General features: G+C 63.6%; 26 protein-coding genes. 22 read left to right on the top strand and 4 right to left on the bottom strand.

The window, feature by feature from the left end; genetic code table 11:
• Window positions 1-21: 21 nt before the first annotated feature.
• The 5 genes from AC07UC_RS09905 (at window position 22) to AC07UC_RS09885 (ending at window position 6174) form a co-directional block, all read left to right on the top strand.
• Entirely contained in the window at window positions 22-1020 is a 999-nt protein-coding gene (locus tag AC07UC_RS09905) for an aldo/keto reductase (RefSeq protein WP_494905432.1), read from the top strand.
• 329 nt (window positions 1021-1349) lie between these two features.
• Window positions 1350-2345, top strand: coding sequence for an ABC transporter substrate-binding protein (locus AC07UC_RS09900; RefSeq protein WP_056577892.1), 996 nt, complete (start codon window positions 1350-1352; stop codon window positions 2343-2345).
• 167 nt (window positions 2346-2512) lie between these two features.
• On the top strand, window positions 2513-4066 hold the full coding sequence (locus AC07UC_RS09895) for a sugar ABC transporter ATP-binding protein (RefSeq protein ID WP_494905430.1): 1554 nt from the start codon (window positions 2513-2515) through the stop codon (window positions 4064-4066).
• On the top strand, window positions 4063-5031 hold the full coding sequence (locus tag AC07UC_RS09890) for an ABC transporter permease (RefSeq protein WP_056577896.1): 969 nt from the start codon (window positions 4063-4065) through the stop codon (window positions 5029-5031). Before AC07UC_RS09895 ends, AC07UC_RS09890 begins: the two co-directional genes overlap by 4 nt.
• 123 nt (window positions 5032-5154) lie before the next feature.
• Window positions 5155-6174, top strand: a complete 1020-nt coding sequence (locus AC07UC_RS09885; RefSeq protein WP_494905428.1) for a zinc-binding alcohol dehydrogenase family protein — start codon at window positions 5155-5157, stop codon at window positions 6172-6174.
• Window positions 6175-6462: 288 nt separating this feature from the next.
• On the opposite strand, the gene phnF is transcribed toward AC07UC_RS09885, so the two are convergent.
• Window positions 6463-7212: a phosphonate metabolism transcriptional regulator PhnF gene (gene phnF, locus AC07UC_RS09880; RefSeq protein ID WP_494905426.1), complete on the bottom strand. Its 750-nt coding sequence runs from the start codon at window positions 7210-7212 to the stop codon at window positions 6463-6465.
• A 121-nt stretch (window positions 7213-7333) separates the two neighbouring features.
• On the opposite strand from phnF, the gene phnG reads away from it, so the two are divergent.
• The 13 genes from phnG to phnE (AC07UC_RS09815) all read left to right on the top strand — a co-directional run bounded on the left by phnG (window position 7334) and on the right by phnE (AC07UC_RS09815) (window position 18397).
• Complete coding sequence (gene phnG / locus AC07UC_RS09875) at window positions 7334-7795, top strand: phosphonate C-P lyase system protein PhnG (protein ID WP_494905424.1); 462 nt, start codon at window positions 7334-7336, stop codon at window positions 7793-7795.
• Window positions 7795-8406, top strand: coding sequence for a phosphonate C-P lyase system protein PhnH (phnH, locus tag AC07UC_RS09870; protein WP_494905422.1), 612 nt, complete (start codon window positions 7795-7797; stop codon window positions 8404-8406). Before phnG ends, phnH begins: the two co-directional genes overlap by 1 nt.
• A gap of 1 nt (window position 8407) precedes the next feature.
• Complete coding sequence (locus tag AC07UC_RS09865) at window positions 8408-9520, top strand: carbon-phosphorus lyase complex subunit (RefSeq protein WP_494905420.1); 1113 nt, start codon at window positions 8408-8410, stop codon at window positions 9518-9520.
• Window positions 9517-9936 carry a FosX/FosE/FosI family fosfomycin resistance hydrolase gene (gene fosX / locus AC07UC_RS09860; RefSeq protein WP_494905418.1) on the top strand — a complete coding sequence of 140 codons (420 nt, stop codon included), beginning with the start codon at window positions 9517-9519 and terminating at the stop codon, window positions 9934-9936. Before AC07UC_RS09865 ends, fosX begins: the two co-directional genes overlap by 4 nt.
• A complete protein-coding gene (locus AC07UC_RS09855) occupies window positions 9933-10832 on the top strand; it encodes an alpha-D-ribose 1-methylphosphonate 5-phosphate C-P-lyase PhnJ (RefSeq protein WP_494905416.1) in 900 nt (299 codons plus the stop codon). The genes fosX and AC07UC_RS09855 overlap by 4 nt, the downstream gene beginning before the upstream one ends.
• Complete coding sequence (gene phnK / locus AC07UC_RS09850; protein WP_013892928.1) at window positions 10829-11605, top strand: phosphonate C-P lyase system protein PhnK; 777 nt, start codon at window positions 10829-10831, stop codon at window positions 11603-11605. The genes AC07UC_RS09855 and phnK overlap by 4 nt, the downstream gene beginning before the upstream one ends.
• 69 nt (window positions 11606-11674) lie before the next feature.
• Window positions 11675-12382 carry a phosphonate C-P lyase system protein PhnL gene (gene phnL / locus AC07UC_RS09845; RefSeq protein ID WP_140772145.1) on the top strand — a complete coding sequence of 236 codons (708 nt, stop codon included), beginning with the start codon at window positions 11675-11677 and terminating at the stop codon, window positions 12380-12382.
• Entirely contained in the window at window positions 12379-12996 is a 618-nt protein-coding gene (locus tag AC07UC_RS09840; protein WP_494905413.1) for a DapH/DapD/GlmU-related protein, read from the top strand. The genes phnL and AC07UC_RS09840 overlap by 4 nt, the downstream gene beginning before the upstream one ends.
• Before the next feature lie 103 nt (window positions 12997-13099).
• Entirely contained in the window at window positions 13100-13810 is a 711-nt protein-coding gene (locus AC07UC_RS09835) for a DUF1868 domain-containing protein (RefSeq protein WP_494905411.1), read from the top strand.
• A gap of 233 nt (window positions 13811-14043) precedes the next feature.
• Window positions 14044-14901 carry a phosphonate ABC transporter ATP-binding protein gene (phnC, locus tag AC07UC_RS09830; protein ID WP_494905409.1) on the top strand — a complete coding sequence of 286 codons (858 nt, stop codon included), beginning with the start codon at window positions 14044-14046 and terminating at the stop codon, window positions 14899-14901.
• A 102-nt stretch (window positions 14902-15003) separates the two neighbouring features.
• On the top strand, window positions 15004-15912 hold the full coding sequence (gene phnD / locus AC07UC_RS09825; RefSeq protein ID WP_140772153.1) for a phosphonate ABC transporter substrate-binding protein: 909 nt from the start codon (window positions 15004-15006) through the stop codon (window positions 15910-15912).
• 56 nt (window positions 15913-15968) lie between these two features.
• Window positions 15969-16925, top strand: a complete 957-nt coding sequence (gene phnE, locus AC07UC_RS09820; protein WP_140772155.1) for a phosphonate ABC transporter, permease protein PhnE — start codon at window positions 15969-15971, stop codon at window positions 16923-16925.
• 95 nt (window positions 16926-17020) lie between these two features.
• Window positions 17021-18397: a phosphonate ABC transporter, permease protein PhnE gene (phnE, locus tag AC07UC_RS09815; protein WP_494905406.1), complete on the top strand. Its 1377-nt coding sequence runs from the start codon at window positions 17021-17023 to the stop codon at window positions 18395-18397.
• An 87-nt stretch (window positions 18398-18484) separates the two neighbouring features.
• On the opposite strand, the gene AC07UC_RS09810 is transcribed toward phnE (AC07UC_RS09815), so the two are convergent.
• The 3 genes from AC07UC_RS09810 to AC07UC_RS09800 form a co-directional block, all read right to left on the bottom strand.
• On the bottom strand, window positions 18485-19336 hold the full coding sequence (locus AC07UC_RS09810) for a sugar phosphate isomerase/epimerase family protein (protein WP_494905404.1): 852 nt from the start codon (window positions 19334-19336) through the stop codon (window positions 18485-18487).
• Window positions 19337-19509: 173 nt separating this feature from the next.
• On the bottom strand, window positions 19510-20697 hold the full coding sequence (locus tag AC07UC_RS09805; protein WP_494905402.1) for a Gfo/Idh/MocA family protein: 1188 nt from the start codon (window positions 20695-20697) through the stop codon (window positions 19510-19512).
• A 147-nt stretch (window positions 20698-20844) separates the two neighbouring features.
• Entirely contained in the window at window positions 20845-21900 is a 1056-nt protein-coding gene (locus AC07UC_RS09800) for a sugar phosphate isomerase/epimerase family protein (RefSeq protein WP_494905400.1), read from the bottom strand.
• Between the two features lie 401 nt (window positions 21901-22301).
• Between AC07UC_RS09800 and AC07UC_RS09795 the strand changes: the two genes are divergently transcribed.
• Genes AC07UC_RS09795 through AC07UC_RS09780 form a run of 4 tightly spaced genes read left to right on the top strand, consistent with a single transcriptional unit; the run spans window position 22302 to window position 26133 of the window.
• A complete protein-coding gene (locus AC07UC_RS09795; protein ID WP_140772162.1) occupies window positions 22302-23189 on the top strand; it encodes a sugar phosphate isomerase/epimerase family protein in 888 nt (295 codons plus the stop codon).
• 60 nt (window positions 23190-23249) lie between these two features.
• Entirely contained in the window at window positions 23250-24419 is a 1170-nt protein-coding gene (locus tag AC07UC_RS09790; RefSeq protein WP_056568326.1) for a mandelate racemase/muconate lactonizing enzyme family protein, read from the top strand.
• Between the two features lie 2 nt (window positions 24420-24421).
• Entirely contained in the window at window positions 24422-25138 is a 717-nt protein-coding gene (locus AC07UC_RS09785; protein WP_140772164.1) for a FadR/GntR family transcriptional regulator, read from the top strand.
• A gap of 2 nt (window positions 25139-25140) precedes the next feature.
• Window positions 25141-26133: a hydroxyacid dehydrogenase gene (locus AC07UC_RS09780; RefSeq protein WP_494905397.1), complete on the top strand. Its 993-nt coding sequence runs from the start codon at window positions 25141-25143 to the stop codon at window positions 26131-26133.
• Window position 26134: the final 1 nt, after the last annotated feature.

Genomic DNA, 26134 nt, shown 5'->3' with positions numbered 1-26134 from the left:
CCGGCAACGGGGAGGGTTTGCATGGAAAAACGCCGCATCGGCCAGACGGCGCTCGAGGTCACAGAGGTCAGCTTCGGCGGCGCCGCGATCGGCGGCCTCTACCGCGCCTGCTCACGCGAGGCGGCGATGGAGACGCTGCAAGGCGCCTGGGAGGCCGGCCTGCGCTATTTCGACACCGCACCCTTCTATGGTTTCGGCCTGTCGGAGCGACGCTTCGGCGATTTCCTGCGCTACAAGCCGCGCGATTCCTACGTGCTGTCCACCAAGGTCGGACGCCTGTTCCGCCCGGTGCCTGAAGACCAGGTGCCCGATCACTCCTATGTCGATCCACTGCCGTTCGCGCTCGACTACGACTATTCCTACGACGGCATCATGCGGTCGGTCGACTTCAGCTACGCACGGCTTGGCCTGAACAAGATCGATATCCTGTATGTGCACGACATCGGCGTCTACACGCATGGCGTAGAGAAGACAAAACTGCATTTTCGCCAGCTGATGGACGGCGGGCTCAAGGCGCTCGAGGACCTGAAGCGGGCCGGCACGATTTCCGCTTATGGGCTCGGCGTCAACGAAGTCCAGATCTGCCTTGACGTGATGCGCCGGGCGCCGCTCGACTGCATCCTGCTCGCGAGCCGCTATTCCCTGCTCGACCGCAGCGCGGAAGCCGAATTGCTGCCGCTGTGCCTGAAGCAACAGACGTCGCTGGTGATCGGCGGCGTTTTCAACTCCGGCATATTGGCGACCGGACCGGTGCAGGGCGCGCATTTCGATTACCAGCCCGCGAGCCGCGATGTGCTCGACCGGGTCGATGCCATGGAGAAGATCGCCGGCGAAGGCGGTTATCCGCTGGCGGCCGCCGCCTTCCAGTTTCCCTTGCACGAGCCGACGGTCGCCACCGTGCTGACCGGGACCGCAAAACTTGCGAACCTGACCCGCAACCTCGAACTGCTCGACATCGACGTGCCGCAGACGGAATATCAGAAATATCGTCCCTACACGGTGGTGCAGGGCCTGGCGTGACGCCGGCACCCATCAGCGCTGATGAGAGGGGCTCGACTTCACAAATCCGCGACCCCGAAGAAAGAATGAATGTTCCATATTGACTAACACATGGAATTAATATTCCATGTGTTAGTGGAACGGAACGGGAGCGTTGGCCGCGTCCAGGGAGGAGCGGCATGAGTCTGTGCCTGCCATGGGAGGTCGGGTGCGAAACACCGCTTGCATCGTCCAGATCGATGCACTATCAAAACATCGTAAATGTTTTTTATTGATAAAGTTCTGTTTGGGCCGCGCCTATCCGAACGGAGCTTCCGTAACGTTCACCGGGCGACTTAGGGAGGAATCCTATGAAATTCGTGACCAGCATTCTCAACCGCCGTGCCGTGATGGCGATGGCGGCAGCTTCGATGCTCGCCGGCGTCATGCATTCGGCGCCGGTTTCGGCGGCGGACGTGACCATTCCGATCATCGTCAAGGACACCACGTCCTTCTACTGGCAGATCGTGCTCGCCGGTGCCCGCAAGGCCGGCAAGGATCTCGGCGTCAACGTGCCGGAACTCGGCGCCCAGGCTGAAACCGACGTCAACGGCCAGATCTCCATCCTCGAGAACGCCGTCGCCGGCAACCCGGCCGCAGTCGTCATCGCGCCGACCGAAGCCAAGGCGCTCGGCAAGCCGATCGACGAGGCCGCAAGCAAGGTCAAGGTCATCGGCATCGACTCCAGCGCCGACTCCAAGGCCTTCACCTCGTTCCTGACCACCGACAACGTCCAGGGCGGCCGCGTCGCCGCGGACGGTCTTGCGGCGGCCATCGGCGCGGCCAATGGCGGCAAGGTCGAAGGCAAGGTTGCCCTGATCACCGCACTGCCCGGCGCCGGCTCGCTCGAGCAGCGCGCCCAGGGCTTCAAGGAACAGCTCAAGGCCAAGTATCCCGGCCTCGAACTGGTCGCCGACAAATATGCCGACGGTCAGGCCACCACCGGCCTCAACATCGCGACCGACCTGATCACCGCCAATCCCGACCTGAAGGGCATCTTCGCCTCCAACCTGATCATGGCGCAGGGCGTCGGCCAGGCGATCGCCGAGAACAAGCTTGCCGGCAAGGTCGGATTGATCGGCTTCGACAGCGACGAGAAGCTGATCAAGTTCCTGAATGACGGTGTCATTTCCGGCCTCGTCGTCCAGGATCCCTACCGGATGGGCTATGACGGTATCAAGACCGCGCTCGCCGCTTCCAAGGGCGAGAAGGTCGAGGCCAATGTCGACACCGGCGCCAACCTCGTCACCAAGGCCAACATGAAGGATCCCAAGATCGACGCGCTGCTCAACCCGAAGCTCAACTGAGCCTCGGCGCAGCCGCACGGTTTCCGGGGCCTCGTGCCCCGGAAACAACAGCCATATCGCTTGGAAATCCGCCAGCCTGGGCTAGGCTGCTCCGGCGGGCGTTTTAAGAGCCTTGCCGCGCACCGGATTGTGAGACCAATCTGGGAGGCCAATCTGGGAGGATTGTCATGACACCGACGGCGCAAGACCTGCATCCTGCCCCTGTGCTGGAGCCTGGCAGGACGATCCTCGAACTGCGCGGCCTGGAGAAGAAATATCCCGGCACCCACGCGCTGAAGCCGGTGACGCTGGCCTTCAAGGCAGGCGAAATCCACGCCATCGTCGGCGAGAACGGCGCCGGCAAATCCACACTGATCAAGCTCCTGACCGGCGTCATGCCGCGCACCTCCGGCGAGGTCGTCTGGGAAGGCAAGCCAGCGGCGCTGGCGACCCCGCATGAAGCGATGGCGCTCGGCATCAACGCCGTGCACCAGGAAGTCGTGCTCTGCCGGCATTTGACGGTCGCCGCCAACATGTTCCTCGGCGAGGAGAATTCGCGCTTCGGCATCCTGCAGCAGCGCGCCATGGTCAAGGAAGCGCAGAAGATTATCGACGATCTCGGCTTCGACCTGCCGGCGCATGTCGTGCTCGGCGACCTCACCATCGGCCAGCAGCAGTTGATCGCCGCCGCCCGCGCCACCGTGCGCGGCACCAAATTCCTGATCTTCGATGAGCCGACCGCCTACCTCACCCGCAAGGAGGCTGACCAGCTCTTCACCCTGATCCGCCGGCTGAAGTCCGAAGGCGTGACCATCATCTACATCAGCCACCGCATGGAGGAAGTGTTCGAGCTGGCCGATCGCGTCTCCGTGCTGCGTGACGGCACGCTGGTCGGCACCAGGAACATCAGTGAGACCAACGACGCCGAACTGGTCAAGCTGATGATCAACCGCTCGATCGAGCAGGTCTATCACAAGGAACATTTCACCCCCGGCGCCGCGATCGTCGAGGCCAGGAACCTGTCGGGCAAGGGCTTCGAAAATGTCTCGATGACGGTCCGCGCCGGCGAGATCGTCGGGCTCTACGGGCTGATCGGCGCCGGACGCAGCGAGTTCGTCACCACGCTCTACGGGCGCCACCGCAAATCGGCCGGCGAGATTTTGTGGGAAGGCAAGCCGGTTCAGATCAACTCCGAGCATGACGCCATCAAGCTCGGCATGGCGCTGGCGCCGGAAAGCCGCCGCGACCAGGGCCTTTGCCTCAACCTGCCGGTCGGCCTCAATCTCAACCTGCCGATCTACAAGCGCATCTCCAACAACCTGCTGATCTCCGGCGCGCAGGAAAAGACCCAGGCCGACCGCCAGATCGCCGATCTGCGCATCAAGACGCCGACACGCAATGCGCTGGCCTCCAGCCTGTCGGGCGGCAACCAGCAGAAGATAGTCATCGGCAAATGGCTGGCGCATGGCGCCAAGCTGTTCATCTTCGACGAGCCGACGGTCGGCGTCGATGTCGGCACCAAGGCCGAGATCTACCGCCTGTTCGGAGCGCTCCTGTCGAAGGGCGCCGGCATCATCCTGATCTCGTCCTATCTGCCGGAAGTCTATGAGCTGGCCGACACGCTGCATGTGTTCCGCCGCGGCAAGCTGGTGGCGACACATGGGTTCCGCACCGCCGATCACGAGGAAATTCTGACACAGGCGCTCGCCGAGAAACAAGAAAGGCTGGGAGGAAAGATATGAGCACCGAGGCGATTCCTGCCGAAAAACCCAAGCGCAATTACAACGCCCTGTTCGGGCTGACGCTGTTGGCGCTGCTGGTGCTGCTCTGGGTCATCCTGTCGCTGTCGACATCGAGCTTCGCCTCGGCCAACAACATCTCGAACCTTCTGCGTCAGGGTTCGATGATCGCCATCCTGGCGGTCGGCCAGACCTTCGTCATCATAACCGGCGGCATCGATCTGTCCGTCGGTGCCGTGGTCGGTTTTGCCACCGTCATCGCCGCGATGCTGATCAATGCCGGCATACCGGTTTTCCTGGCCATCCTGATCACGCTGCTGGTCGGCGTCGCCATCGGCCTGTTCCATGGCTTCGGCATCGTCAAGATGGGGCTGCCGCCCTTCATCATCACGCTGGCGACGCTGACCTCACTGCGCGGCATCGGCCTTTTGATGACCAACGGCAATTCGATCTCCATCAACAACGATGCCTTCCAGGAATTCTCGCGCAACTCCTTCCTCGGCGTCCCCAATTTGTTCTGGATGGTGATCCTGGTCGGCATTCCGGCCTACATCTTCCTGCATCACAGCCGCTGGGGCCGCTATCTCTTCTCGGTCGGCTCCAACGCCGAGGCCTCGCGCCTGTCCGGCGTTAACGTCCAGCGCACCATCTACATGGCCTATACGCTGTCGGGCCTCTGCGCGGCCTTTGTCGGCGTGCTCTTGGCCTCGCGCATCGGCATCGGCAACCCGACCCAGGCCGAAGGCTGGGAGTTGCAGGCGATCGCGTCCTCGGTGATCGGCGGCACCTCGCTGTTCGGCGCGGTCGGCTCGGTGCACGGCCCGCTGCTCGGCGCCTTCATTCTCGCCACCATCAACAACGGCGCCAACCTGCTCAACGTCAACGCCTTCTGGCAGCGCATCATCACCGGCGCGCTGATCATCGTCATCGTCTATTTCGACGGTCTGCGCCGCCGCGGCGGTAAATAGCAACAAACCGAAAGCGATCGCCGGCCTGTCTGAAGCATTCCAGGAAAGTGTGAAACGGTTTTCCGCGCGGAATTGCGTCAATCGTTTCAGGCCGGCGATTTCATTGGAGACTGGATTGAAAACATGAAAGCCGTCGTCTGCCGCTCGCCCGGCGAACTCGTCCTGGAAGACCGTCCCCAGCCTGGCGCGCCGCCTGCCGGCTGGGCGCTGGTCGCGGTCAGCCATGTCGGCATCTGCGGCACCGACTACCACATCTTCGAGGGCAAGCACCCCTTCCTCGCCTACCCCCGCATCATGGGCCATGAGGTGTCGGGAACCATCGTCGAGACCGGCGAGGGCGTCGACCTTGCCATTGGCGAACCGGTCGTCATCAACCCCTATCTCTCCTGCGGCAAGTGCATCGCCTGCAGGCACGGCAAGCCGAATTGCTGTGTCAGGATCGAGGTGCTCGGCGTCCACCGCGACGGCGCCATGTGCGAACGCATTCTTGTCCCGGCGCAGAATCTCTATCCGGCCGATGGCCTGTCGCTGGCCGACGCCGCCGCCGTCGAATTCCTGGCCATCGGCGCGCATGCCGTGCGGCGCGCCCGCGCCGATCCCGGTGCCCGTACGCTGGTTATTGGCGCCGGCCCGATCGGGCTCGGTACCGCCATCTTCGCCCGCATCGCCGAGCTTGATGTGACCCTGCTCGACATGAGCAGCGAAAGGCTCGCCTTCGCCGCAACCGAACTCGGCTTCAAGACCCTCGATGGCTCGCGTAGCGCGGTGCCCGATCTGGTCAGGGAAGCGACATCAGGCGAAGGCTTCGACGTGGTCTTCGACGCCACCGGCAACACCCAATCGGTGCAGTCGGCCTTCGCCCATGTCGCCCACGGCGGGACGCTGGTGCTGGTCAGCGTCGTCAAGGACGACATCGTCTTTTCCGACCCTGAATTCCACAAGCGTGAAATGACGCTGATCGGCAGCCGCAACGCCTTGCGCGCCGACTTCGACCATGTCGCTGCCTCGATCCGCAACGGTGCCGTGCCATTGGCCAAGCTCGTCACCCACCGCACCACGCTCGACGGCACGCCGCGCGATCTGGCCCGCTGGGCGCATGAGAAATCCGGCCTGATCAAGGCTGTGATCGAGGTGGTGTCCTAATACGGCAAGCGGTGAACCGGCCCGAATTGAGGACGCGCAGCGCAGTCGACCCCCACTCCGTCTCGGCTTCGCTGAGCCACCTCTCCCCCGATCGACCGGGTAGAGGAAGGGCACTAACCTATTGCAGCCACCGCTCCTCCAGAGATGCTCCCTTCCTTTCCCTCCGGAGGGGAGAAAGGTGGCGCTGCGAAGCAGCGACGGATTGGCGGAAGCCGATCCTCGAACGAGCAGCCGCCGACAGTTAGGCACGACCGGGCTGGTCACGGTCTCGTAAGAGGCCGGCATTCCCTACAGCGCCGACAGCTTCAACTCCACCCTCTCGGCCGGAAACCGCGATTCTGAAAACTGGATAGGCTGGCCGTCCGGCGTGACGTTGACGGCCACCGTGACCAGCACGATAGCGCCCGGCTGCAGGTCCAGGTCGGCAAGATCGGCGGCATCGGCATGGCGCGCCGACAGCACGGTCGATTGCCGGAGATAATCGTCTATCCCGAAACGAGCCAGCGACGCCGTGACAGACCCGGTCTCGGCCATCGCCTTGTCGATGCCGGCAAAGCGCCTGGCATCGAACCATCCAGCAGCGCGCGACACAGGCCGCCCATCGGCCTCGCCGCGTGTCTCGAGCCTAATCACCTCGGCCCCCCTGGCCAACCCAAGGCCCTCGGCGACACGCTGGCTTGCCGGCTCGACCGATGAGGCAAGCAGCACGATATGCCGTTCCGATGTCTGCCCTTGCAAGCCTGTTGAAAAGCGCGTGCGCGCGCCGATCGGATAGGACAGCCGTTTGCGCGACAAGACGAAGGTGCCGCGCCCCTGCTCGGCCCGCAGCACCCCTTCCTGCACGAGCGCCGATATGGCGCTGCGCACCGTGTGACGGTTGACACCATAGCGCTCGGCGAGCGCCACCTCCGGGGGCAGCGCGGCATTCTCGGCGAAATCCCCGGTGGCGATGGCCTGCAGGATCCTGTCGGCGATCTGGCGCCACAGCGAGACGCCGCTGCGCCGTTCGATACTGTCGGCTTCCTGTCGTCCGGTCATGAATTTGCCCCCGCCTTCCATCGCCTGTCATCCACGCGTCATGGACTCGCGCTAGGTAATATGTATAATTTGTATAGTTGTCTATATCAATAGACAAATTTGGCAAAGAGGAATGCTGCTGATGCGAGGACAGGAAGCCCGCGACCAGGCCGAACGCAAGGCCGCCATGGCGACTTTGGCGCAATCGAGCGGCGACGACATCGTCCGGCTCTGGAACGAGGCTGGCCTGCCTTCGCAAGCCGAACTGCTGCGTGGTCCCGAGACCGGGCTGGTGACGCTGCGCGGTCGTATCGGCGGCGGCGGCGCACCATTCAATGTCGGCGAGGCGACCGTCACCCGCGCCACCGTCCGGTTGCCGTCCGGTCAGGTCGGCCATTGCTACGCGCTTGGTCGCGACAAGCAGAAGGCAAAGCTGGCGGCAATAGCCGACGCGCTGTGGCAGGACCCTGCCAGCCGCGCCGAAGTCGAGACCAGGCTGATCGCGCCTCTGAGGTCGGCGCTTACCGCCGCGAACGAAAAACGCCGCGCCGAGACGGCGGCAACGAAGGTGGATTTCTTCACCATGGTTCGCGGAGAAGACTGATGGATATCGCAGCACAATCGATCGAGGGCGGCTTCGCCGATCCGGTCTTCAATGCCCAGACCGTGTTCCGCGCAATCATGGACGCGATGGCGCGGCCAGGCATGGTGCAGCCTTTGCCTGCCCTGGCCCGTCCGCCGGCACCGCTCTCGGCAACGTCAGGCGCGGTGGCACTGGCGCTGTGCGACAACGACACGCCGCTCTGGCTCGACCCGGCCCTGCACACCTCCTCCGCGATCGGCTCCTGGCTTGGTTTCCACACCGGCGCGCCGCTGGCCAACACGCCGGCCGACGCGCATTTCGCGTTTGTCGCAACACCGGCCGAGATGATGGCGCTCGACGGTTTTGCGCAAGGCACGCAGGATTATCCCGACAGATCGACCACGCTGATCCTCCAGGTCAGCGACCTCGTGTCAGGTGCGCCGCTCTTGCTTGAAGGCCCCGGCATCGAAACCAGCGCCGTGATCGCGCCGGCGCAGATGCCGCGTCATTTCATCGAGCAGTGGAAACAGAACAACAAGCGCTTTCCGCGCGGTGTCGACGTCATCCTCGCCACATCGCAAGGCATAGCCTGCCTTCCGCGCACGACACGTATCAAGACGATGGAGGCGTAAGATGTATGTCGCGGTAAAAGGCGGCGAGGCCGCAATCGCCAATGCCCACAGCCTCCTCGCCGACCGCCGGCGCGGCGACCGTTCGGTGCCCGCGCTGCGTCTAGACCAGATCGTCGAGCAGCTGTCGCTCGGCGTCGATCGGGTGATGAGCGAAGGCTCGCTCTATGACCGTGAACTGGCGGCACTTGCCATCGTCCAGGCGCGCGGCGACATGATCGAGGCGATCTTCCTGGTGCGCGCCTATCGCACCACGCTGCCGCGCTTCGGCTATTCCAGACCGATCGACACCGGCGCCATGCGGGTCGAACGGCGCGTGTCGGCAACCTACAAGGACCTGCCCGGCGGCCAGCTTCTCGGCCCGACCTTCGACTACACCCACCGGCTGCTCGATCCCGAGCTTGCCGCCGGCGCCGATGTCGCCGAGCCCCTGCGGCGCGAGACGGAAGCGCAGGCCATGCCGCGCGTCTCGGCGATCCTCGCCCGCGAAGGCCTGATCGAACCGGATGGCGAGATGCCGCAGGATCATGCCCCTGGCGACATCACCCGCGAGCCGCTGGAATTCCCGATGGCGCGCGACATCCGCCTGCAGGCCCTGTCGCGCGGTGACGAAGGTTTCCTGCTGGCGCTCGGCTATTCCACCCAGCGCGGCTACGCCCGCAACCATCCCTTCGTCGGCGAAATCCGCATCGGCGAGGTCGAGCTGGAACTCGACATTCCGGAACTGCCTTTCGCCGCCCCGCTCGGCACGGTGCGGGTCACCGAATGCCAGATGGTCAATCAGTTCAAGGGATCGGCCAAGGCACCGCCGCAATTCACCCGCGGCTACGGCCTCGTCTTCGGCCAGAGCGAGCGCAAGGCGATGGCCATGGCGCTCTGCGACCGGGCTCTGCGCGCCTCCGAACTCGGCGAGGACATAGTCGCCGCCGCCCAGGACGAGGAGTTCGTCATCTCGCATTCCGACAACGTCCAGGCGACCGGCTTCGTCGAGCATCTGAAGCTGCCGCATTATGTCGACTTCCAGGCCGAACTCGACCTCGTGCGCCGCATGCGCGCTGAGTATGAGGCCCGGGAGAACCCCGCCAAGGCTGAAGAAAAGCGGGAGGCAGCGGAATGATCGAAGGCCTGTCCCACATGACCTTCATCGTCAGGGATCTCGACCGGATGACCGAGATCCTGACCGGAGTTTTCGAAGCGCGCGAAGTCTATGCCAGCGATGCCGAACAGTTCTCGCTGTCGCGCGAAAAATTCTTCCTGATCGGCGACATCTGGATCGCCATCATGGAAGGCGAGGCGCTGCCGGAGCGCAGCTACAACCACATCGCCTTCAAGATCGATGACACCGATTTCGACCACTACGCCGAGCGTGTCGCCAAGCTCGGCCTCGACATGCGTCCGCCGCGTCCGCGCGTCGAGGGTGAAGGCCGCTCGATCTATTTCTACGACGACGACAATCACATGTTCGAACTGCACACCGGCACGCTTGCGGACCGCCTGGAGCGCTATGCCAAGGGATTGGAGGCAGCATCATGACCGACATCGCCACCTACAACTTTGCCTATCTCGACGAGCAGACCAAGCGGATGATCCGCCGGGCGATCCTCAAGGGCATCGCCATCCCCGGCTATCAGGTGCCGTTCGCTTCGCGCGAAATGCCGATGCCCTATGGCTGGGGCACCGGCGGCGTCCAGGTCACTGCCTCGATCATCGGCCCAGATGATGTGCTGAAGGTCATCGACCAGGGTGCCGACGACACCACCAACGCGGTCTCGATCCGCGCCTTCTTCAAGAAGGTCGCCAATGTCGCGGTGACCACCGATACCGCCAGCGCCACCATCATCCAGACCCGCCACCGCATCCCCGAGCATCCGCTGACCGCGGGCCAGGTGCTGGTCTACCAGGTGCCGATCCCCGAGCCGCTGCGCTTCCTCGAACCGCGCGAAACGGAAACGCGGAAAATGCATGCGCTGGAGGAATACGGCCTCATGCATGTGAAGCTTTACGAGGACATCGCCAAGCACGGCCGCATCGCCACCACCTATGCCTATCCGGTGAAGGTCGAAGGCCGCTATGTGATGGACCCCTCGCCGACGCCGAAATTCGACAATCCCAAGATGCACCGCTCGCCCGCCTTGCAGCTGTTCGGCGCCGGCCGCGAAAAGCGCATCTACGCGGTGCCGCCCTTCACCGAGGTCGTCAGCCTCGACTTCGAGGATCACCCCTTCGAGGTGCAGACCTTCGACCAGCCCTGCGCACTGTGCGCCGCCGAGAATGTCTATCTCGACGAAGTCATCCTCGATGACCATGGCGGCCACATGTTCGTCTGCTCCGACACCGACCACTGCGAGAAGCGGCGAGCCGACGGCCATCGCGGCCACCTTGCCCCCGATGCCCATCATGCCTCGGAAAAAATGGAGCCGGCACAATGACCGACGAACCGTTGCTGCGCGTCTCGGCGCTCTCCAAATTCTACGGTTCGCGCGTCGGCTGCGACAACGTCTCCTTCGACCTGTGGCCCGGTGAAGTCCTGGCTGTCGTCGGCGAATCCGGCTCCGGCAAGACGACGCTGCTCAACTGTCTGTCGACGCGGCTGCTGCCGTCCTCCGGCACCGCCAGCTACCGCATGCGTGACGGCCAGTTCCGTGAGCTCTACCGCATGAGCGAGGCCGAACGCCGCTTCCTGATGCGCACCGACTGGGGCTTCGTCCACCAGAACCCGGCCGATGGCCTGCGCATGACGGTATCGGCCGGCGCCAATGTCGGCGAACGGCTGATGGCGGTCGGCGACCGCCACTACGGCAAGATCCGCGCCACGGCCGTCGATTGGCTGTCGCGCGTCGAGATCGAGCAGGACCGCATCGACGACGAGCCCCGCGCCTTTTCCGGCGGCATGCGCCAGCGCCTGCAGATCGCCCGCAACCTCGTCACCGGGCCACGGCTGGTGTTCATGGATGAGCCGACCGGCGGCCTCGACGTCTCGGTGCAGGCGCGCCTGCTTGATCTGCTGCGCGGGCTGGTCACCGATCTTGGGCTGGCGGCCATCGTCGTCACCCACGACCTTGCCGTCGCACGTCTTCTGTCGCAGCGCATGATGGTGATGAAGGACGGCCGCGTCGTCGAAAGCGGACTCACCGACCGCGTCCTCGACGATCCCCGCGCCCCTTACACGCAGCTTCTCGTTTCCTCGATTTTGCAGGTGTAGCCGCATGATCCCGAAAAGTGGAAGCCGGTTTTCGGACCGGATCATGCGGCAAGACAAAGGACACTGATCATGCCAACCCCGCTCGTTGTTTCCGACGTCGCCAAGAGCTTCACCATGCACCTGCGCGACGGCATCAAGCTGCCCGTCGTCGCTGGCGTCTCGTTCTCGATCAAGGCTGGCGAATGCACGGTGCTAGGCGGCCCGTCCGGTGCAGGCAAGAGCTCGATCCTGAAGATGCTCTACGGCAACTATGCCGTCGATGAAGGCCAGATCATCGTCAGGCACGACGACGGGCTGATCGATCTCGCCAATGCCAGCCCGCGCACCGTGCTTGCCGTGCGCCGGCAAACGATCGGCTATGTCAGCCAGTTCCTGCGCACCGTGCCGCGCGTTTCGGCGCTTGATGTCGTCGCGGAGCCGCTGGTCGAACGCGGCGAGGAGCGCGAGGCGGCCAGAGGCAAGGCGCGCGCACTGCTGGCGAAGCTCAACCTGCCGGAAAAACTCTGGGCTCTGCCGCCGGCGACCTTCTCCGGCGGCGAGCAGCAGCGCGTCAACATCGCGCGCGGCTTCATCACCGAACACCCCATCCTGCTGCTCGACGAGCCGACCGCCTCGCTCGATGCCACCAACCGCGACGTGGTGATCGAACTCATCGCCGCCAAGAAGGCGGCGGATGTCGCCCTGCTCGGCATCTTCCACGATCACGATGTGCGCGAGGCGGTTGCCGACCGCATCATCGACGTCACCGCCTTTGCTCCGGGAAAACTCGCCGCATGACCAGGAAATTGTCGGAGACGCCGCTGATCCACCCGACGGCGGAGGTACACAACTCGACGCTTGGCCGCTGGACCGAGATCGCCGACCGCAGCCGGGTCTCGGAAAGCGAACTCGGCGACTATTCCTACATGATGCAGGACTGCGCCGTCTGGTGCGCGACGATCGGCAAGTTCGCCAACATCGCCGCAAGCGTGCGCCTCAACGCCACCAACCACCCGACCTGGCGGCCGACGCTGCACCATTTCACCTACCGCGCCTCGGACTATTGGGACGATGCCGAGCATGAGAGCGAGTTCTTCGCTGAGCGCCGCGCCAAGCGCGTCAGCATCGGCCACGACACCTGGCTCGGTCACGGTTCGACCGTCCTGCCCGGCGTTACTGTCGGCGATGGCGCGGCGGTTGGCGCCGGCGCCGTCGTGTCGAAGGATGTCGCGCCTTACACCATCGTCGCCGGCGTGCCGGCAAAGCCGATCCGCGAGCGCTTCGACCGCCGCACCGCCGAACGCTACCAGGCGCTTGCCTGGTGGGACTGGGACCATGCCAGGCTGCGCGCGTCACTTGACGATTTTCGCGAACTTTCAGCCGAGGCGTTCCTGGAGAAATACGAGGGGTAGGGCAGTTCCAGCAAAGATGGCTCCCTTGCATCATCATCGGGGAGCCTGTTCACATCCTTGACACAGGACTCGGACAGGACGCCATCTCCCCAAGGAGATCGCCATGCTCGACACAGTCAAACCCTCACTCGCCGGATTCTTTGCCGGCTCCAATCCGATGCCGCCGGCGCATCTCGGCACGCGCTACGACACCTCAGGCAATTTTCTGACCGAGCCAGGCAACACCGTCGTCAGCCACCTGGTCGGAGGTTCGCCATCCGAGGCTGTGGTGCTTGGCGTGCGTGAGAAGATGCTGGCGATGCCTGACGCCGACCGGCTCGCCTTCACGCCTGCCTCCAGCCTGCACATGACCCTATTCCAGGGCATCATCGAATATCGCCGCCGCCTGCCATACTGGCCGCAGGACGTGCCGCTCGACACCAGCATCGATGCGATGACTCGCCTTTATCTGGAACGCCTGAAGGGTTTCGAGGGGCTCGGCCCCTTCAACATCAAGGTGGTCGAGGTCGTGCCGACCGGCCTCACCGTTGCCGGCGCAACGGACGAGGATGTGCGGGTCATGTGTAAGTGGCGCGATGCACTGGCGGTTCCGTTCGGCTACCGGCATCCCGATCACGACGCTTACGTCTTCCACATCACCTTCGCCTACCAGATCCAGCGTCTCGCCGACGACAGGGCCGCGGCCTGGCAGGCGCTGTTCGACGATTGCCTGGCGCTTTTCGCAAGGCAGGCTCCGACAATCGAGATCAAGGCGCCCGCTTTCTGCGCTTTCCGCGACATGAAGCATTTCGAGGAATTGCTGGTGCTCGGCTGATTGTCCGCAAGGTGCCAATGCATGGCGCCCGAAAGTGACCTCGGTTTTGGGAGAACGATATGCATAATTACAAAGACCTGAAGCGCATCGCATGAATTCGTTTCAGCGCGATGCGCTTCAGCCGCCAAGCCTGTGGAGCGTAACAAAACTGACATGCTGGCGACACGGCAGGTTCATGTGGCTGCGTTAGGCGAATGCCTGACGATCAATATGGACCGGACTGGAACCAGCCCATGTCAGCAAGCTCTGCCACGCTCGAAATCCGCGGTGTCAGCCGACGATTTGGCAAGAACACCGCCGTCAGCGACGTCACCATCTCGATCCCGCAGGGTCAGATGGTCGGCGTCATCGGCCGTTCGGGCGCCGGCAAATCCACCCTTCTTCGCATGATCAACCGTCTTGTCGACCCCAGCCAGGGGTCGATTTTTTTTGACGGCGCCGAGGTCTCCCAGTTGCGCGGCTCACCGTTGCGGCACTGGCAGCGCGACTGCGCCATGATCTTCCAGCAGTTCAACTTGGTGCCGCGCCTCGATGTGCTGACCAATGTGCTGCTCGGCAAGTTGAACCATCGTTCGACCCTGTCGAACCTTCTCGGCATGTTTTCGCGCGCCGAATGCGCCGAGGCAGTCGCCGCCCTGGAGCGGCTCGACATCGCCCGTACCGCTCTGCAGCCAGCCGGCACGCTGTCAGGCGGACAGCAGCAGCGCGTCGCCATCGCCCGCGCCATGATGCAGCAGCCAAAGGTTATCCTCGCCGACGAGCCGATCGCCTCGCTCGACCCGCTCAACGCCAAGGTGGTGATGGATTCCCTGCAGGACATCAACCTGCGCGAAGGCATCACCGTCGTCACCAATCTGCATACGCTCGATACCGCGCGCGCCTATTGCAACCGCATCATCGGCATGGCCGCCGGCAAGGTCGTCTTCGACGGCCCGCCCGAAGAGCTGAACCGTGAGGCCGTGCGCCTCGTCTATGGCGCCGACAGCAATGGCGCGGAGATATCGGAGGCCATCACCTCCACCAGCGTTGCCTTCAAGCAAAAGATCGCAGCATCCGCCGGACCGCTCGAACCCGCATTCCCGGGTTACTGAGTTCAAGAAAGAGCGGCCTGGATCGTCCGCCCGCGTGAAGGGCATTTGTCAAGATCAAGAACGTTGCCGGCGCGGGGCCGGAACTTACAGGAGAGACATCAAATGTTCAGGAAAATGGTTTTCGGCGCCGTTTCGGTGCTCGCCATGGCGACCAGCATGGCCCACGCCGCCGATCTGAAGGAATTCCGCGTCGGCATCCTCGGCGGTGAAAACGAAACCGACCGGCTGCGCAACTACCAGTGCCTGGCCGACCATCTGAAGGCCGAATTCGGCTTCGAGAAGGTCTCGCTGTTCCCCGCCGCCGACTATGACGGCGTCATCCAGGGCCTGCTCGGTGGCACGCTCGACTTCGCCGAACTCGGCGCCTCCGGCTATGCCAGCGTCTATATCAAGGATCCGAAGGCGGTCACCCCGATCCTCACCACCCAGCAGACCGACGGCGCGACCGGCTATTATTCGATCGGCCTGGCGCTCAAGTCTTCCGGCATCACCGACATCAAGTCGGCCAAGGGCAAGAAGCTCGGCTATGCCGATCCGGATTCGACCTCCGGCTACCTGATCCCGCTGACCCAGATTCCGAAGGACACCGGCGCCTCCAACGAGACCTATTTCGCCTCGACCCAGTTCAACGGCGGCCATGAGAACAACATCCTGGCCGTGCGCGACGGCAAGGTCGATGTCGCTGTCGACGATTCCTCGGGCATCGGCGACTTCAAGAACGGCTTCACCTCCGGCACCTTCCACAAGGTCGTCGCCAAGGGTGCTGTCGACCCGAACGACTTCGTCGAAGTCTGGCGCTCGGGCCTGATCCCGAACGGCCCGCTGGTCGTGCGCACCGCGCTCGGCGACGAGATGACCGCCAAGCTCGCCGCCTTCTTCACCGAACTGCCGAAGAAGGACAAGGCTTGCTTCGAAGGCGTCGAAGGTGGCGATTTCACCGGCTACGTTCCGGTGAAGCCGGATTTCTACAACGTCATCGTCGAAGCCCGTAAGGCAGCCATCGGCGGCTAACGGCGAAATCAAGAAGGGCGGTGTTCAAAAACACCGCCCTTTTTGCATCTCCGATCATGACCCTTTCCGTGACAGCTCCCTCCGGCGCCCCTCATCCGATGGCCGATGCCTGGCGACGCCAGACGTCGCTGCGCAGGCTCTATACCGTGCTCGGCGTTGGCCTGCTGCTCGCCGCGATGTTCGCCAGCATGTGGTTCGCCGACGAAGCCAATGCAGGGCACTTCTTCGACCGGCTGCCGCATATCCTGGATTTCCTGAGCTGGCTGGTCCCCAAGGACTGGAACGACGTCTGGCGGGCACTGTTCGACATTGCCTCGCCGCATGATACCGGCACCCAGGAATACAATTTCCCGCTCGGCCGCATCTATGTCTGGGGCGGGTTCTACATTCCCGAATATTTCGAGCTGATGCTGACCACGGTGAACGTGGCGCTGGTTTCGACCTTCATCGGCTTCATCTTCGCCGTGCCCTTTTCCTTCATCGCGGCCCGCAACCTGACGCCCCATCCGGCGCTGCGGCTGATCGTCAAGCGCTTCATGGAGCTGCTGCGCGCCTTCCCCGAGATCGTCATTGCCGGCCTGTTCGCGGCAATTGTCTCCATCGGTCCGATCGCCGCCATCATCGCCATCGGCCTGCATTCGATCGGCGCGCTCGGCAAGCTGTTCTACGAGATCAACGAGAACATCGACATGCGTGCCGAGGAAGGCCTTCGCGCGGTCGGCGCCAACTGGTTCGAGCGGGTGCGCTTTGCCGGCCTGCCGCAGGTGCTGCCCAATTTCACGTCCTACACGCTGCTGCGCGTCGAGATCAATGTCCGCGCCTCGACCATCATCGGCGCCGTCGGCGGCGGCGGCATCGGCGAGGAGTTGAAGCTCTCCATCTCGCGCGGCTTCGGCGCCAAGACACTGGCGCTGGTGCTGCTCTTGTTCACGACCATCTTCATCATCGACCAGTTTTCCGCCTGGCTGCGCCGCAAGCTGGTCGGCGAGCAAGCCTTTCTGATGGGGGCTTAGGCCATGACCCCGAACCGAAGGACCGCGTTAGCGAAAAGTGGCATCCGGTTTTCTCGGACAAACGGGAACCGTTTTGTCCAAGAGGTCATGGCCAAATGGAAAGACAAACGACCATGACCGCCGAGGAAATGCTGTCGATCGAGGAGCGCTATCCCCAGGTGTTCCGGCGGCCGTTGCACAAGCGCTTCGCCCCGCTCTTTCTGTTTGTCGGCATCCTGACTTACCTCATCTATGTCCTGTGGTTCTTCAACCTGCCGCAAGTGCTGCGGGAATCGCACTGGGAGCGTCTGCCGCTCTTCCTGACACAATGGATCAGCTACGATTTGCAGCCGGAATTCCGCCTCGACCAGCCGGAGATCACGCCAAAATACCCGCGTTTTTCGGCCCTTGGCGAGAACCCGAACCCCGACTGGGTGATCAAGAACCCGGACGGCACCTTCACCGTGCTGATCGACGGCCCGGCAAAATCCGTCACCTTCGACAAGGCGCAGGCGACGATCACGGCCAACGGCGAGACCGTGCCTGTTGCGCTGACCAGCGGCAAGCCGGTGATATCAGGTCCGGTGCCGGACTGGATCACCGCGCATGACGACGAGGTGGTCGCCAAGATGGGCTTCGTCGGCGAGGTGCGTGTCACCGTAGACCGCGTCAAGGTGCGCAAGCGCTTCCTCGGCTGGGCGAATTTCGTCTTCGACACACGCTCGCCCTTCTTCGGCAAATCGGCGGGCGAAGTGCTCTCGCTGATCGTGTCGGGGCCCGAGCTGAAGCCGGGCACGTCGAACCTGGCGCTGGCCGGCGACAACATCTGGAACAACGCCCAGTGGCAACACGGCGACGTCTGGACGAAGCTTTTGCAAACCATCGTCATGGCGTTTCTGGGCACCCTGCTCGGCGGCATCGTCGCCTTCCCGCTTGCCTTCTTCGCCGCCCGCAACATCACGCCGAGCGGCGTGCTCGGCCAGGTCCTCAAGCGCTTCTTCGACTTCATGCGCTCGGTCGACATGCTGATCTGGGCCTTGTTCTTCACCCGCGCCTTCGGCCCCGGCCCGCTCGCTGGTAGTGCCGCGATCTTCTTCACCGAGATCGGCACGCTCGGCAAAACCTATTCCGAGGCGCTGGAAAACATCGACGACAAGCCGCGCGAAGGTGTGTTGTCGACTGGCGCCAACGGTCTCCTAGTGCAGCGCTACGGTGTGATGCCGGAAGTCATTCCGGTCTTCATCAGCCAGACCCTCTACCAGTGGGAATCCAACACCAGGGGCGCCACCATCATCGGCGCCGTCGGCGCCGGCGGCATCGGCCTGAAATTGTGGGAAGCGATGCGCACCAACTCCAACTGGGCCAACGTCTTCTACATGGTGCTGCTGATCCTGCTCGTCGTCTTCATCTTCGACAACATATCCAACTTCCTGCGCCGGCGGCTGAGCCGCACGATCCACGACTACAACCGGATCCAGGCCGAGCAGGGTTAGGTCGTCCTGTGGTGCACGATTAGGAGAGGTCGGCGGGACAGCGCCCCCTCTGTCCTGCCGGCGCTCGTCAGACGGCGTCCCGACACCCTAAGCCGCTTTCTTCCACCCGTTCTTGATATGCTTGTAGCCCTCGCGATAAACCGCTTCCGGCGTTTCCGAGAAATCGCGCCACACCTTGGTCGCCGCCGCCAAATCCTTCAGCGAGCGCCCAAACGCCTCGATCGTCAGCCAGTCGTCATAGCCGCTCTTGCGGATCGCGGCGAACGTCTCTTTCCACGGAATATTGCCGCGCCCCGGCACGCCGCGATCATTTTCCGATATGTGGATGTGCACGACATTCCTGTGGTGCTTCGTATAGGCGCCGATCGGGTCGGCCTCCTCGATATTGGCATGAAAGGTGTCGTACATCGCCTTGATGTGCGGCCGGTCGATGGCATCGATGTGCTCCGACAGATCAGCCATCGTGTTGAGAAGATAGCATTCGAAGCGGTTCAGCGCCTCCAGCCCGATGGTGACGTTGCGCTTGCCGGCGTGGTCGCCAATGGCGCGCTGCGAGGCGACGGAACGGTTCTTCTCGGCGGCCGTCGGCCCGGAGCCGGAAAACGCGCCCAGCGTCGAATGCAGCGGTCCGCTGAGCGTCCTTGCGCCAAGCGCGTCGGCGCAATCGACAGCCCATTTCATGTACTCGACACCCGCCTTGCGGGTCGCGGCATCGGCCGAGATCAGGTTCATTGAGGGATCGCCCATCGCAGATACCGCGGTCCGTTCCAAGCCGATGCGGTCGAGCAGTTCGCCGAGCTTCCTGTAGTCGTCGGGCATGCCGGCAAAGATCGGAATCTCGACACCGTCGAAACCGGTGGCCTTGATGTCGCGAAGCAGTGGCTCGTGCTTCTTCGACACCGCGGTCGTCCACAAGAACATGCACATGCCGATTTTCATCGACGCCCCTCCCCCCTTTTTAGGCCCTACCGGGGTGTTGAGCTTCAGGTCAGGCCGAGCCGAAAATGGTGGTTTCCGGGAACCGGAGCGGAGCGTACTTTTCGTACGCGGGCACCGGAAGCACAGGAAACTGTCATTTGCAGGCCGGCATCACCTGAAGATCGGCATTCCGGTCAGAGCTTGGTCCACGCTCCATTCTTCTTCGACGACTTCACGCAGGCCTCGATGAAGGCCATGCCTTCGACGCCGTCCTGGATGGTCGGGAAGACGACCTCCTTTGCCGGCTTGCCACCCTTGCGGCGCGCCGCGCGGATGGCGCGCGCCGCCTCCTGATAGATATTGGCGAAGCCTTCGAGATAGCCCTCGGGATGACCTGACGGAACGCGGCTGACACGGCCCGCGACCGGCAGCGCGCCGGCACCGTTGCGCGTGATCAACTGCTTGGGCTGGCCGAACGGCGTGTACCAGAGATAGTTCGGGTCGGCCTGCACCCATTCCAGCCCGCCCTTCGAACCATAGATACGCAGCTTCAGTCCGTTTTCGTGTCCGGGCGCCACCTGGCTCGCCCAGATCATGCCCTTGGCGGGATGCGTCTTGCCGGCGGGCTTGAAGCGCAGCATGACGTTGACATTGTCGTCGAGCAGCCGCCCCGGCACGAAGGCATCGAGATCGGCCGACAGCGAATCGAGCTCCAGCCCGGAGACGAAGCGGGCGAGATTGTAGGCATGGGTGCCGATATCGCCCAGCGCGCCACCAGCGCCCGCCTGCTTGGGATCGCCGCGCCATGAGGCCTGCTTCTGGCCTGTGGCGGCGAGATCCTCGGTCAGCCAGTCCTGCGGATATTCCGATTGCACGATGCGGATGTCGCCGAGCACGCCCTTTGCCACCATTTCGCGTGCCTGCCGCACCATCGGATAGGCGGTATAATTGTGGGTCAGCACGAACACCTTGCCGGTCTTCTCGACGACCGCGGCGAGCTTCTTCGCCTCGGCCAGCGTCGTCGCCAGCGGCTTGTCGCAGATCACGTGGATGCCGGCCTCGAGGAAGGCCTTGGCTGCCGGCACATGCACATTGTTGGGCGTGACGATGGCCACCGCCTCGATGCCGTCGGGACGCTTCGCCTCGGCCTTGGCCATCTCGGCGTAGGACGCGTAGCTGCGGTCCGGATCGAGGCCGAGTTCGGCGGCCGAAGCCTTGGCACGCGCCGGGTCGGACGACAGTGCGCCGGCAACCAGCAAGAAATCATTGTCCATGCGCGCCGCGATGCGGTGCACCGCGCCGATGAAGGCGCCTTGCCCGCCGCCGACCATGCCGTAGCGGATCGGGCCGCCTCCCGTTTCCGACTTCGATGCGCCGACCATGTTCTTCTCCCTGGTGCTATTTACCTCTCCTCGAGGAGGGGTCGATCCGCGCAGCGGATCTGGTGGGGTCGTAGAGGCGGAGTTCGGCACGAACCGACCTCACCCGGCCCTTCGGGCCACTCCCCTCGAGGGGAGGGGCAAGCCGCGCTAGATGCCCATCATCGCGCGCAGCAGCTTCTTGTCGGTGGTGCCGCCGGCAAAGTCGTCGAATGCCTTTTCCGTCACGCGGATGATGTGGTGCTGGATGAAGGGTGCGCCTTCGGCCGCGCCGTCTTCGGGATGCTTCAGGCAGCACTCCCACTCCAGGACCGCCCAGGAATCATAATTGTACTGCGTCAGCTTGGAGAAGATGCCGCCGAAATCCACCTGCCCGTCACCGAGCGAGCGGAAGCGGCCGGCGCGGTTGGTCCAGCTCTGATAGCCGGAATAGACGCCTTGCCGGCCGGTCGGATTGAACTCGGCGTCCTTCACGTGGAACGCCTTGATGCGCTCGTGGTAGATGTCGATGAATTCGAGATAGTCGAGCTGCTGCAGGAGGAAGTGCGACGGGTCGTAGTTGATGTTGCAGCGCTTGTGGCCGCCGACCGCATCGAGGAACATCTCGAAGGTGGTGCCGTCGAACACGTCCTCGGAGGGATGAATTTCGTAGCCGACATCGACGCCATTGTCCTCATACACATCGAGGATCGGCTTCCAGCGTTTGCCGAGTTCGCCAAAGGCCTCCTCGATCAGTCCGGCCGGCCGCTGCGGGAACGGATAGAGATAAGGGAAAGCCAGCGAACCGGTAAACGACACCGAGGCATTCAGCCCGAGATTGCGCGATGCCTTGGCGCCGAACTTCATCTGCTCGACCGCCCATTTCTGCCGCGCCTTGGGATTGTTGTGGACCGAGGCCGGTGCGAAGCCGTCGAACTGCGTATCATAGGCCGGATGTACCGCCACCAACTGCCCCTGCAGATGCGTCGACAGTTCGGTGATCTCGACGCCGGCATCGGCACAGATGCCCTTGACCTCGTCGCAATAGGTCTTGGAAGAGGCTGCCTTCTTGAGGTCGAACAGGCGCCCGTCCCAGGTCGGGATCTGCACGCCTTTATAGCCGAGACCGGCGGCCCATTTGGTGATCGAGGCCAGCGAATTGAATGGCGCCGCGTCACCCGCGAACTGCGCCAGAAACAGCCCAGGGCCCTTCATTGTCGTCGGCATCGGCATCCTCCCTCATTTTGTCGCGACCAAGCATAGCGCCGATTGGAAGCAGGGCCAGCCATTTTGGTCTTTTCGCACCGGGCGCTTTGCAGGCACTGCCATTCTGGTATTACCAAATAGCGGAATTTGGTCAAGCCTCGCAATGCATCTTCAAAGCCGTCGGCACACCCGAAATATCGTCATATATCGCAATACAATCAATGGAATAATTCACACAAGAAGTTGCGCTTCCGCACTTCTTGCCGTTCCAGGCAATTTGCTGTAGACCTCACTTCAGGCCCAATTGGTCGAACCAGTTTGCAGGAAAAGGCTGGGGGTGCCTTGGGGAGGAACCCTTGCGTCGCCTTTCGGCGATGCATGTCGCAGGCAAACCATACGGACGAATTTGGGAAGGACAGACCATGCATCTTTCGACGCACAACTGGATGCGCGCGGAACCCCTGGAGACTACCCTCAAGCGCATCAAGAAGTTCGGCTATGAGTCGATAGAGATTTCCGGTGAGCCCGAACAGTACAAGACCAAGGAGACGCGGGCGCTGCTGAAGGAGCATGGCATCCGCTGCTGGGGCGCGGTGACCTTGATGCTGGGCGAACGCAACCTTGCCGCCAAGAACCAGGGCCAGCGCGAGCGCTCGGTGCAGTACGTCAAGGACGTGCTGACCATGGTCAGCGAGCTTGACGGCGAGATCATCACGCTCGTCCCCGCCACCGTCGGCAAGGTGGTGCCGGACGGCACCGAGGAAGAGGAATGGAAGTGGGTGGTCGACGCGACCCGCGAGTGCTTCACCCATGCCAAGAAGGTCGGCGTCAAGATCGCCGTCGAACCGCTCAACCGCTTCGAGACCTACCTGTTCAATCGTGGCGCCCAGGCGCTGGCGCTGGCCGATGCCGTGAGCCCCGAATGCGGCGTCTGCCTCGACGCCTACCACATCCACATGGAGGAATTTAACGTCTACGACGCCATCCGTAAGATCGGAAAGCGGCTGTTCGACTTCCATGTCGCCGACAACAACCGCTTCGCCGCCGGCCTCGGCCAGATCGACTGGCCGAAGATCGTCGCCACCTTGAAGGAAGTTGGCTACGACGGCGCGCTGACCAACGAGTTCGTCGCTCCGGTCGACCGCACGCCGGCGGCGCCCTATCCCGAAATGGTCGAGCGCCACCCGGTCGATATCTCGCCTGAGCAGCTGAAATTCATCCAGGATCACGGCTCCAGCGTGCTGACCGAGAAATTCTACACCGACCAGATGCGCATCACCGCCGAAACGCTGCTGCCGCTGATCAAGTAGTCGACACTTTTTGGGAAATTTGCCCTTCCGCCCTGACCGGCGGCAGGGCTGGGGAAAAACATGCGCATCAAGACCGTCCAAGCCTGGTGGGTCCGCATCCCGATCGAAGCCGCTCGGCAGCACCGCAGCGACTTCGGCCAGGTGACGACCTTCGACGCCGCCATCCTGCGCATCGAAACCGATGACGGGCTGGTCGGCTGGGGCGAAGGCAAGAACGCCGCCGGCAGCGCCGGCAGCTACGGCGCCCTCGTCCACATGCTGAACCATGAGGTCGGCCCGCAGCTGATCGGCCGGGATCCGGCCGATATCGGAATCATCTGGGAGATGCTCTACAACGGCGTGCGCCACGACAGTGCCGCGCGCACCGGCCACGCCATGCCGCAGCTCGCCCGGCGCGGCATGAGCATCGCCGCCATCAGCGCGATTGACATCGCGCTCTGGGACATCCTGGGCAAGTCGCTCGGCGTGCCGGTCTGGCGGCTGCTCGGCGGCCGCAAGGTCGACCGCATGCAGGCCTATGCCTCGGGCGGCTGGGCGTCCGCGGATGCCATCGGCGAGCAATTGAAATCCTACATAGCCCGGGGCGGCTTCAAGGCGCTGAAGATGCGGGTCGGCGCCATGGATGGGGCAGCACACGTCTCCGCCGCCCGTGTGCGCGCCGCACGCCAGGCGCTCGGCCCCGATGTCGAACTGATGGTCGACGCCCACGGCACCTATACGGTGGCGGAAGCCAAGCGCTTCATCCACCTTGTCAACGACCTCGATCTCGCCTGGTTCGAGGAGCCGATCATTGCCGACGACAAGCCGGGCATGGCGGAAGTGCGGGCCTCCGGCGCTGTTCCGATCGCCACCGGCGAGAGTGAGGCGACGCGTTACGCCTTCCGCGATCTTGCCGTGCTCAAATCAGCCGATATCTTCCAGCCCGATCCCGCCTTCTGCGGCGGCATCAGCGAGGCGATGAAGATCGGCACCATCGCCAGCGCCTTCAATCTGCGCTTTGCGCCACATCTGTGGGCCGGCGCGCCCTGCTTCTTCGCCGGCTTGCATGTCTGCGCCGCCTCGCCGTCGAGTTTCATCGTCGAATATTCGCTCGGCGCCAACCCGATGATCCATGATCTGATCGAAGAGACTGTCGAAGCAACGGACGGTATGATAGCGATCCCGGAAAAGCCCGGATTGGGGTTCACCATTTCTGAGCGATTCCTGGAGGCGCACGCGCAACGCAGTTGACGATGAAAGAAAAGAACCTCCTCGCGGAACTCGCCGCCTATCTGTTCTCCCACTCGGACAGCGAGACCGGCCGCACGCCGTCGGAGCGTGAACTGGCCGAGCATTTCGGCGTCAGCCGCGGCCAGATCCGCGAGGCGCTGGCCATTCTGGAAGCCATGCGCATCGTCGAGCGTCGGGCGAAGTCCGGCATCTACATCGACACCAAGCAGGCGAGCGTCGAGGCGCTGGCCCTGTTCGCGCGCGCCGGCCTGCCGCTCGATCCGCTGCAGATCTACGAGACGGTCGAGTTGCGCAAGATCCACGAAATCAAGGCCGCCGAGCTTGCCTGCTCGCGCGCCACCGAGGAGAATTTCGAGCGGCTGCGTGAAATCCTCAGGGCTTCCGAGGAGCGCATCGCCGCCGGCGAAGGCCTCGCCAAGGAAGACCGCGAGTTTCACCTCGAGATCGTTCGCGCCACCAAGAACAGCGTCTTCCACAACATCTGCAGCGTCTACTATCTGATGGGCGAACAGCGCCTGCCGATCTACTTCAACGATCCCGAACGCAGCGTTCGCTCGCATGCCGAGCACGTGCAGATCTACGAGGCTCTGCTGCGCCGCGACGGCAACCTCGCCCAGGCGCTGATGAGTGCCCACCTTCAAGGCGCGGAGAGCTATTGGAAGGGGCTGATCGAGGGCGGCAACGCGGTTGCCGCGAGCCCGGCGCTCGAAAAGGCCTGACCGTGGTCCAGTCCGTGCCAAAGATCCTGTCGACCCATCCGCTGCACCCGCGCGCCTCGGCCAAGCTCGCCGGTGCCGGTCAACTCGTCATCGCTTCGGCCCTCGATGCCGCCACCTTGACCCGGGAGGCGAAGGATTCCGACATCGTCATCGTGCGCGCGCCGTTGCCACCAGCCCTGTTTGAGGGTGCCTGGAAGCTGCGGGCGGCGATCCGCCATGGCGCCGGGCTCGACATGATACCAATGGAAGCGGCGGCCGCCGCCGGCGTGCTGGTGGCCAACGTGCCGGCGGTCAATGCGCGCTCGGTCGCAGAACACGTCATGTTCACCGCGCTGGCGCTGCTGCGGCAATTCCGCAGGGTCGACCGCGACCTGCGCGCCAAAGGCTGGCTCGCCGGACGCGAGCATGCCAACGCCAATATCGAGCTTGCCGGCAAGACCATCGGCGTCGTCGGCCTCGGCGCCGTCGGCCAGGCCGTCGGCCATATCGCGGCGCATGGTTTCGACCTGAAGGTGGTGGCAACGACGCGCAGCATGCAGCCGGCGCCGGACAAAGTCGGCTTCCTGTCGATCGACGCGCTGGTCGAGCAGAGCGACATCATCGTGCTGTGCTGTCCGCTGACGCCGGAGACGCGTGGCCTGATCAGCCGTGAGCGCATCGCCCGCATGAAACCCAACGCGCTTTTGATCAACGTTTCGCGTGGGCCGGTCGTCGATGACGACGCCCTGATCGAGGCCTTGCGGGAGCGCCGCATCGGCGGCGCCGCGCTCGACGTGTTCTCGACGCAGCCGCTGCCGTCCAATCATCCCTATTTCGGCTTCGACAACGTCATCATCACCCCGCATATGGCAGGGATTACCGAGGAATCGATGATGCGCATGGGCGTCGGCGCGGCGGGCGAAGCCTTGCTCGTGCTGGCCGGCAAGCTACCGGTCAATCTGCGCAATCCGGAAGTTGTCGATCATTACCGGAGACGGTTTCCACTCGACATCTAGA

Source organism: Mesorhizobium sp. GW821-FHT04C10 (genome assembly GCF_059420305.1).
The sequence above is the reverse complement of the archived record's forward strand: the minus strand, read 5'-3'. Positions and strand labels throughout refer to the sequence as shown.

Coding starts and splice junctions, on each gene's coding strand:
- AC07UC_RS09900 (WP_056577892.1), top strand. CDS start 1,350: ATGAAATTCGTGACCAGCATTCTCAACCGCCGTGCCGTGATGGCGATG.
- phnE (WP_140772155.1), top strand. CDS start 15,969: ATGACCCTTTCCGTGACAGCTCCCTCCGGCGCCCCTCATCCGATGGCC.
- AC07UC_RS09855 (WP_494905416.1), top strand. CDS start 9,933: ATGACCGACATCGCCACCTACAACTTTGCCTATCTCGACGAGCAGACC.
- AC07UC_RS09865 (WP_494905420.1), top strand. CDS start 8,408: ATGTATGTCGCGGTAAAAGGCGGCGAGGCCGCAATCGCCAATGCCCAC.
- phnD (WP_140772153.1), top strand. CDS start 15,004: ATGTTCAGGAAAATGGTTTTCGGCGCCGTTTCGGTGCTCGCCATGGCG.
- AC07UC_RS09905 (WP_494905432.1), top strand. CDS start 22: ATGGAAAAACGCCGCATCGGCCAGACGGCGCTCGAGGTCACAGAGGTC.
- fosX (WP_494905418.1), top strand. CDS start 9,517: ATGATCGAAGGCCTGTCCCACATGACCTTCATCGTCAGGGATCTCGAC.
- AC07UC_RS09835 (WP_494905411.1), top strand. CDS start 13,100: ATGCTCGACACAGTCAAACCCTCACTCGCCGGATTCTTTGCCGGCTCC.
- phnK (WP_013892928.1), top strand. CDS start 10,829: ATGACCGACGAACCGTTGCTGCGCGTCTCGGCGCTCTCCAAATTCTAC.
- AC07UC_RS09790 (WP_056568326.1), top strand. CDS start 23,250: ATGCGCATCAAGACCGTCCAAGCCTGGTGGGTCCGCATCCCGATCGAA.
- phnH (WP_494905422.1), top strand. CDS start 7,795: ATGGATATCGCAGCACAATCGATCGAGGGCGGCTTCGCCGATCCGGTC.
- AC07UC_RS09805 (WP_494905402.1), bottom strand. CDS start 20,697: ATGGTCGGCGCATCGAAGTCGGAAACGGGAGGCGGCCCGATCCGCTAC.
- phnC (WP_494905409.1), top strand. CDS start 14,044: ATGTCAGCAAGCTCTGCCACGCTCGAAATCCGCGGTGTCAGCCGACGA.
- AC07UC_RS09890 (WP_056577896.1), top strand. CDS start 4,063: ATGAGCACCGAGGCGATTCCTGCCGAAAAACCCAAGCGCAATTACAAC.
- phnE (WP_494905406.1), top strand. CDS start 17,021: ATGGAAAGACAAACGACCATGACCGCCGAGGAAATGCTGTCGATCGAG.
- phnF (WP_494905426.1), bottom strand. CDS start 7,212: ATGACCGGACGACAGGAAGCCGACAGTATCGAACGGCGCAGCGGCGTC.
- phnG (WP_494905424.1), top strand. CDS start 7,334: ATGCGAGGACAGGAAGCCCGCGACCAGGCCGAACGCAAGGCCGCCATG.
- AC07UC_RS09785 (WP_140772164.1), top strand. CDS start 24,422: ATGAAAGAAAAGAACCTCCTCGCGGAACTCGCCGCCTATCTGTTCTCC.
- AC07UC_RS09810 (WP_494905404.1), bottom strand. CDS start 19,336: ATGAAAATCGGCATGTGCATGTTCTTGTGGACGACCGCGGTGTCGAAG.
- AC07UC_RS09895 (WP_494905430.1), top strand. CDS start 2,513: ATGACACCGACGGCGCAAGACCTGCATCCTGCCCCTGTGCTGGAGCCT.
- AC07UC_RS09840 (WP_494905413.1), top strand. CDS start 12,379: ATGACCAGGAAATTGTCGGAGACGCCGCTGATCCACCCGACGGCGGAG.
- AC07UC_RS09795 (WP_140772162.1), top strand. CDS start 22,302: ATGCATCTTTCGACGCACAACTGGATGCGCGCGGAACCCCTGGAGACT.
- AC07UC_RS09885 (WP_494905428.1), top strand. CDS start 5,155: ATGAAAGCCGTCGTCTGCCGCTCGCCCGGCGAACTCGTCCTGGAAGAC.
- phnL (WP_140772145.1), top strand. CDS start 11,675: ATGCCAACCCCGCTCGTTGTTTCCGACGTCGCCAAGAGCTTCACCATG.
- AC07UC_RS09800 (WP_494905400.1), bottom strand. CDS start 21,900: ATGCCGACGACAATGAAGGGCCCTGGGCTGTTTCTGGCGCAGTTCGCG.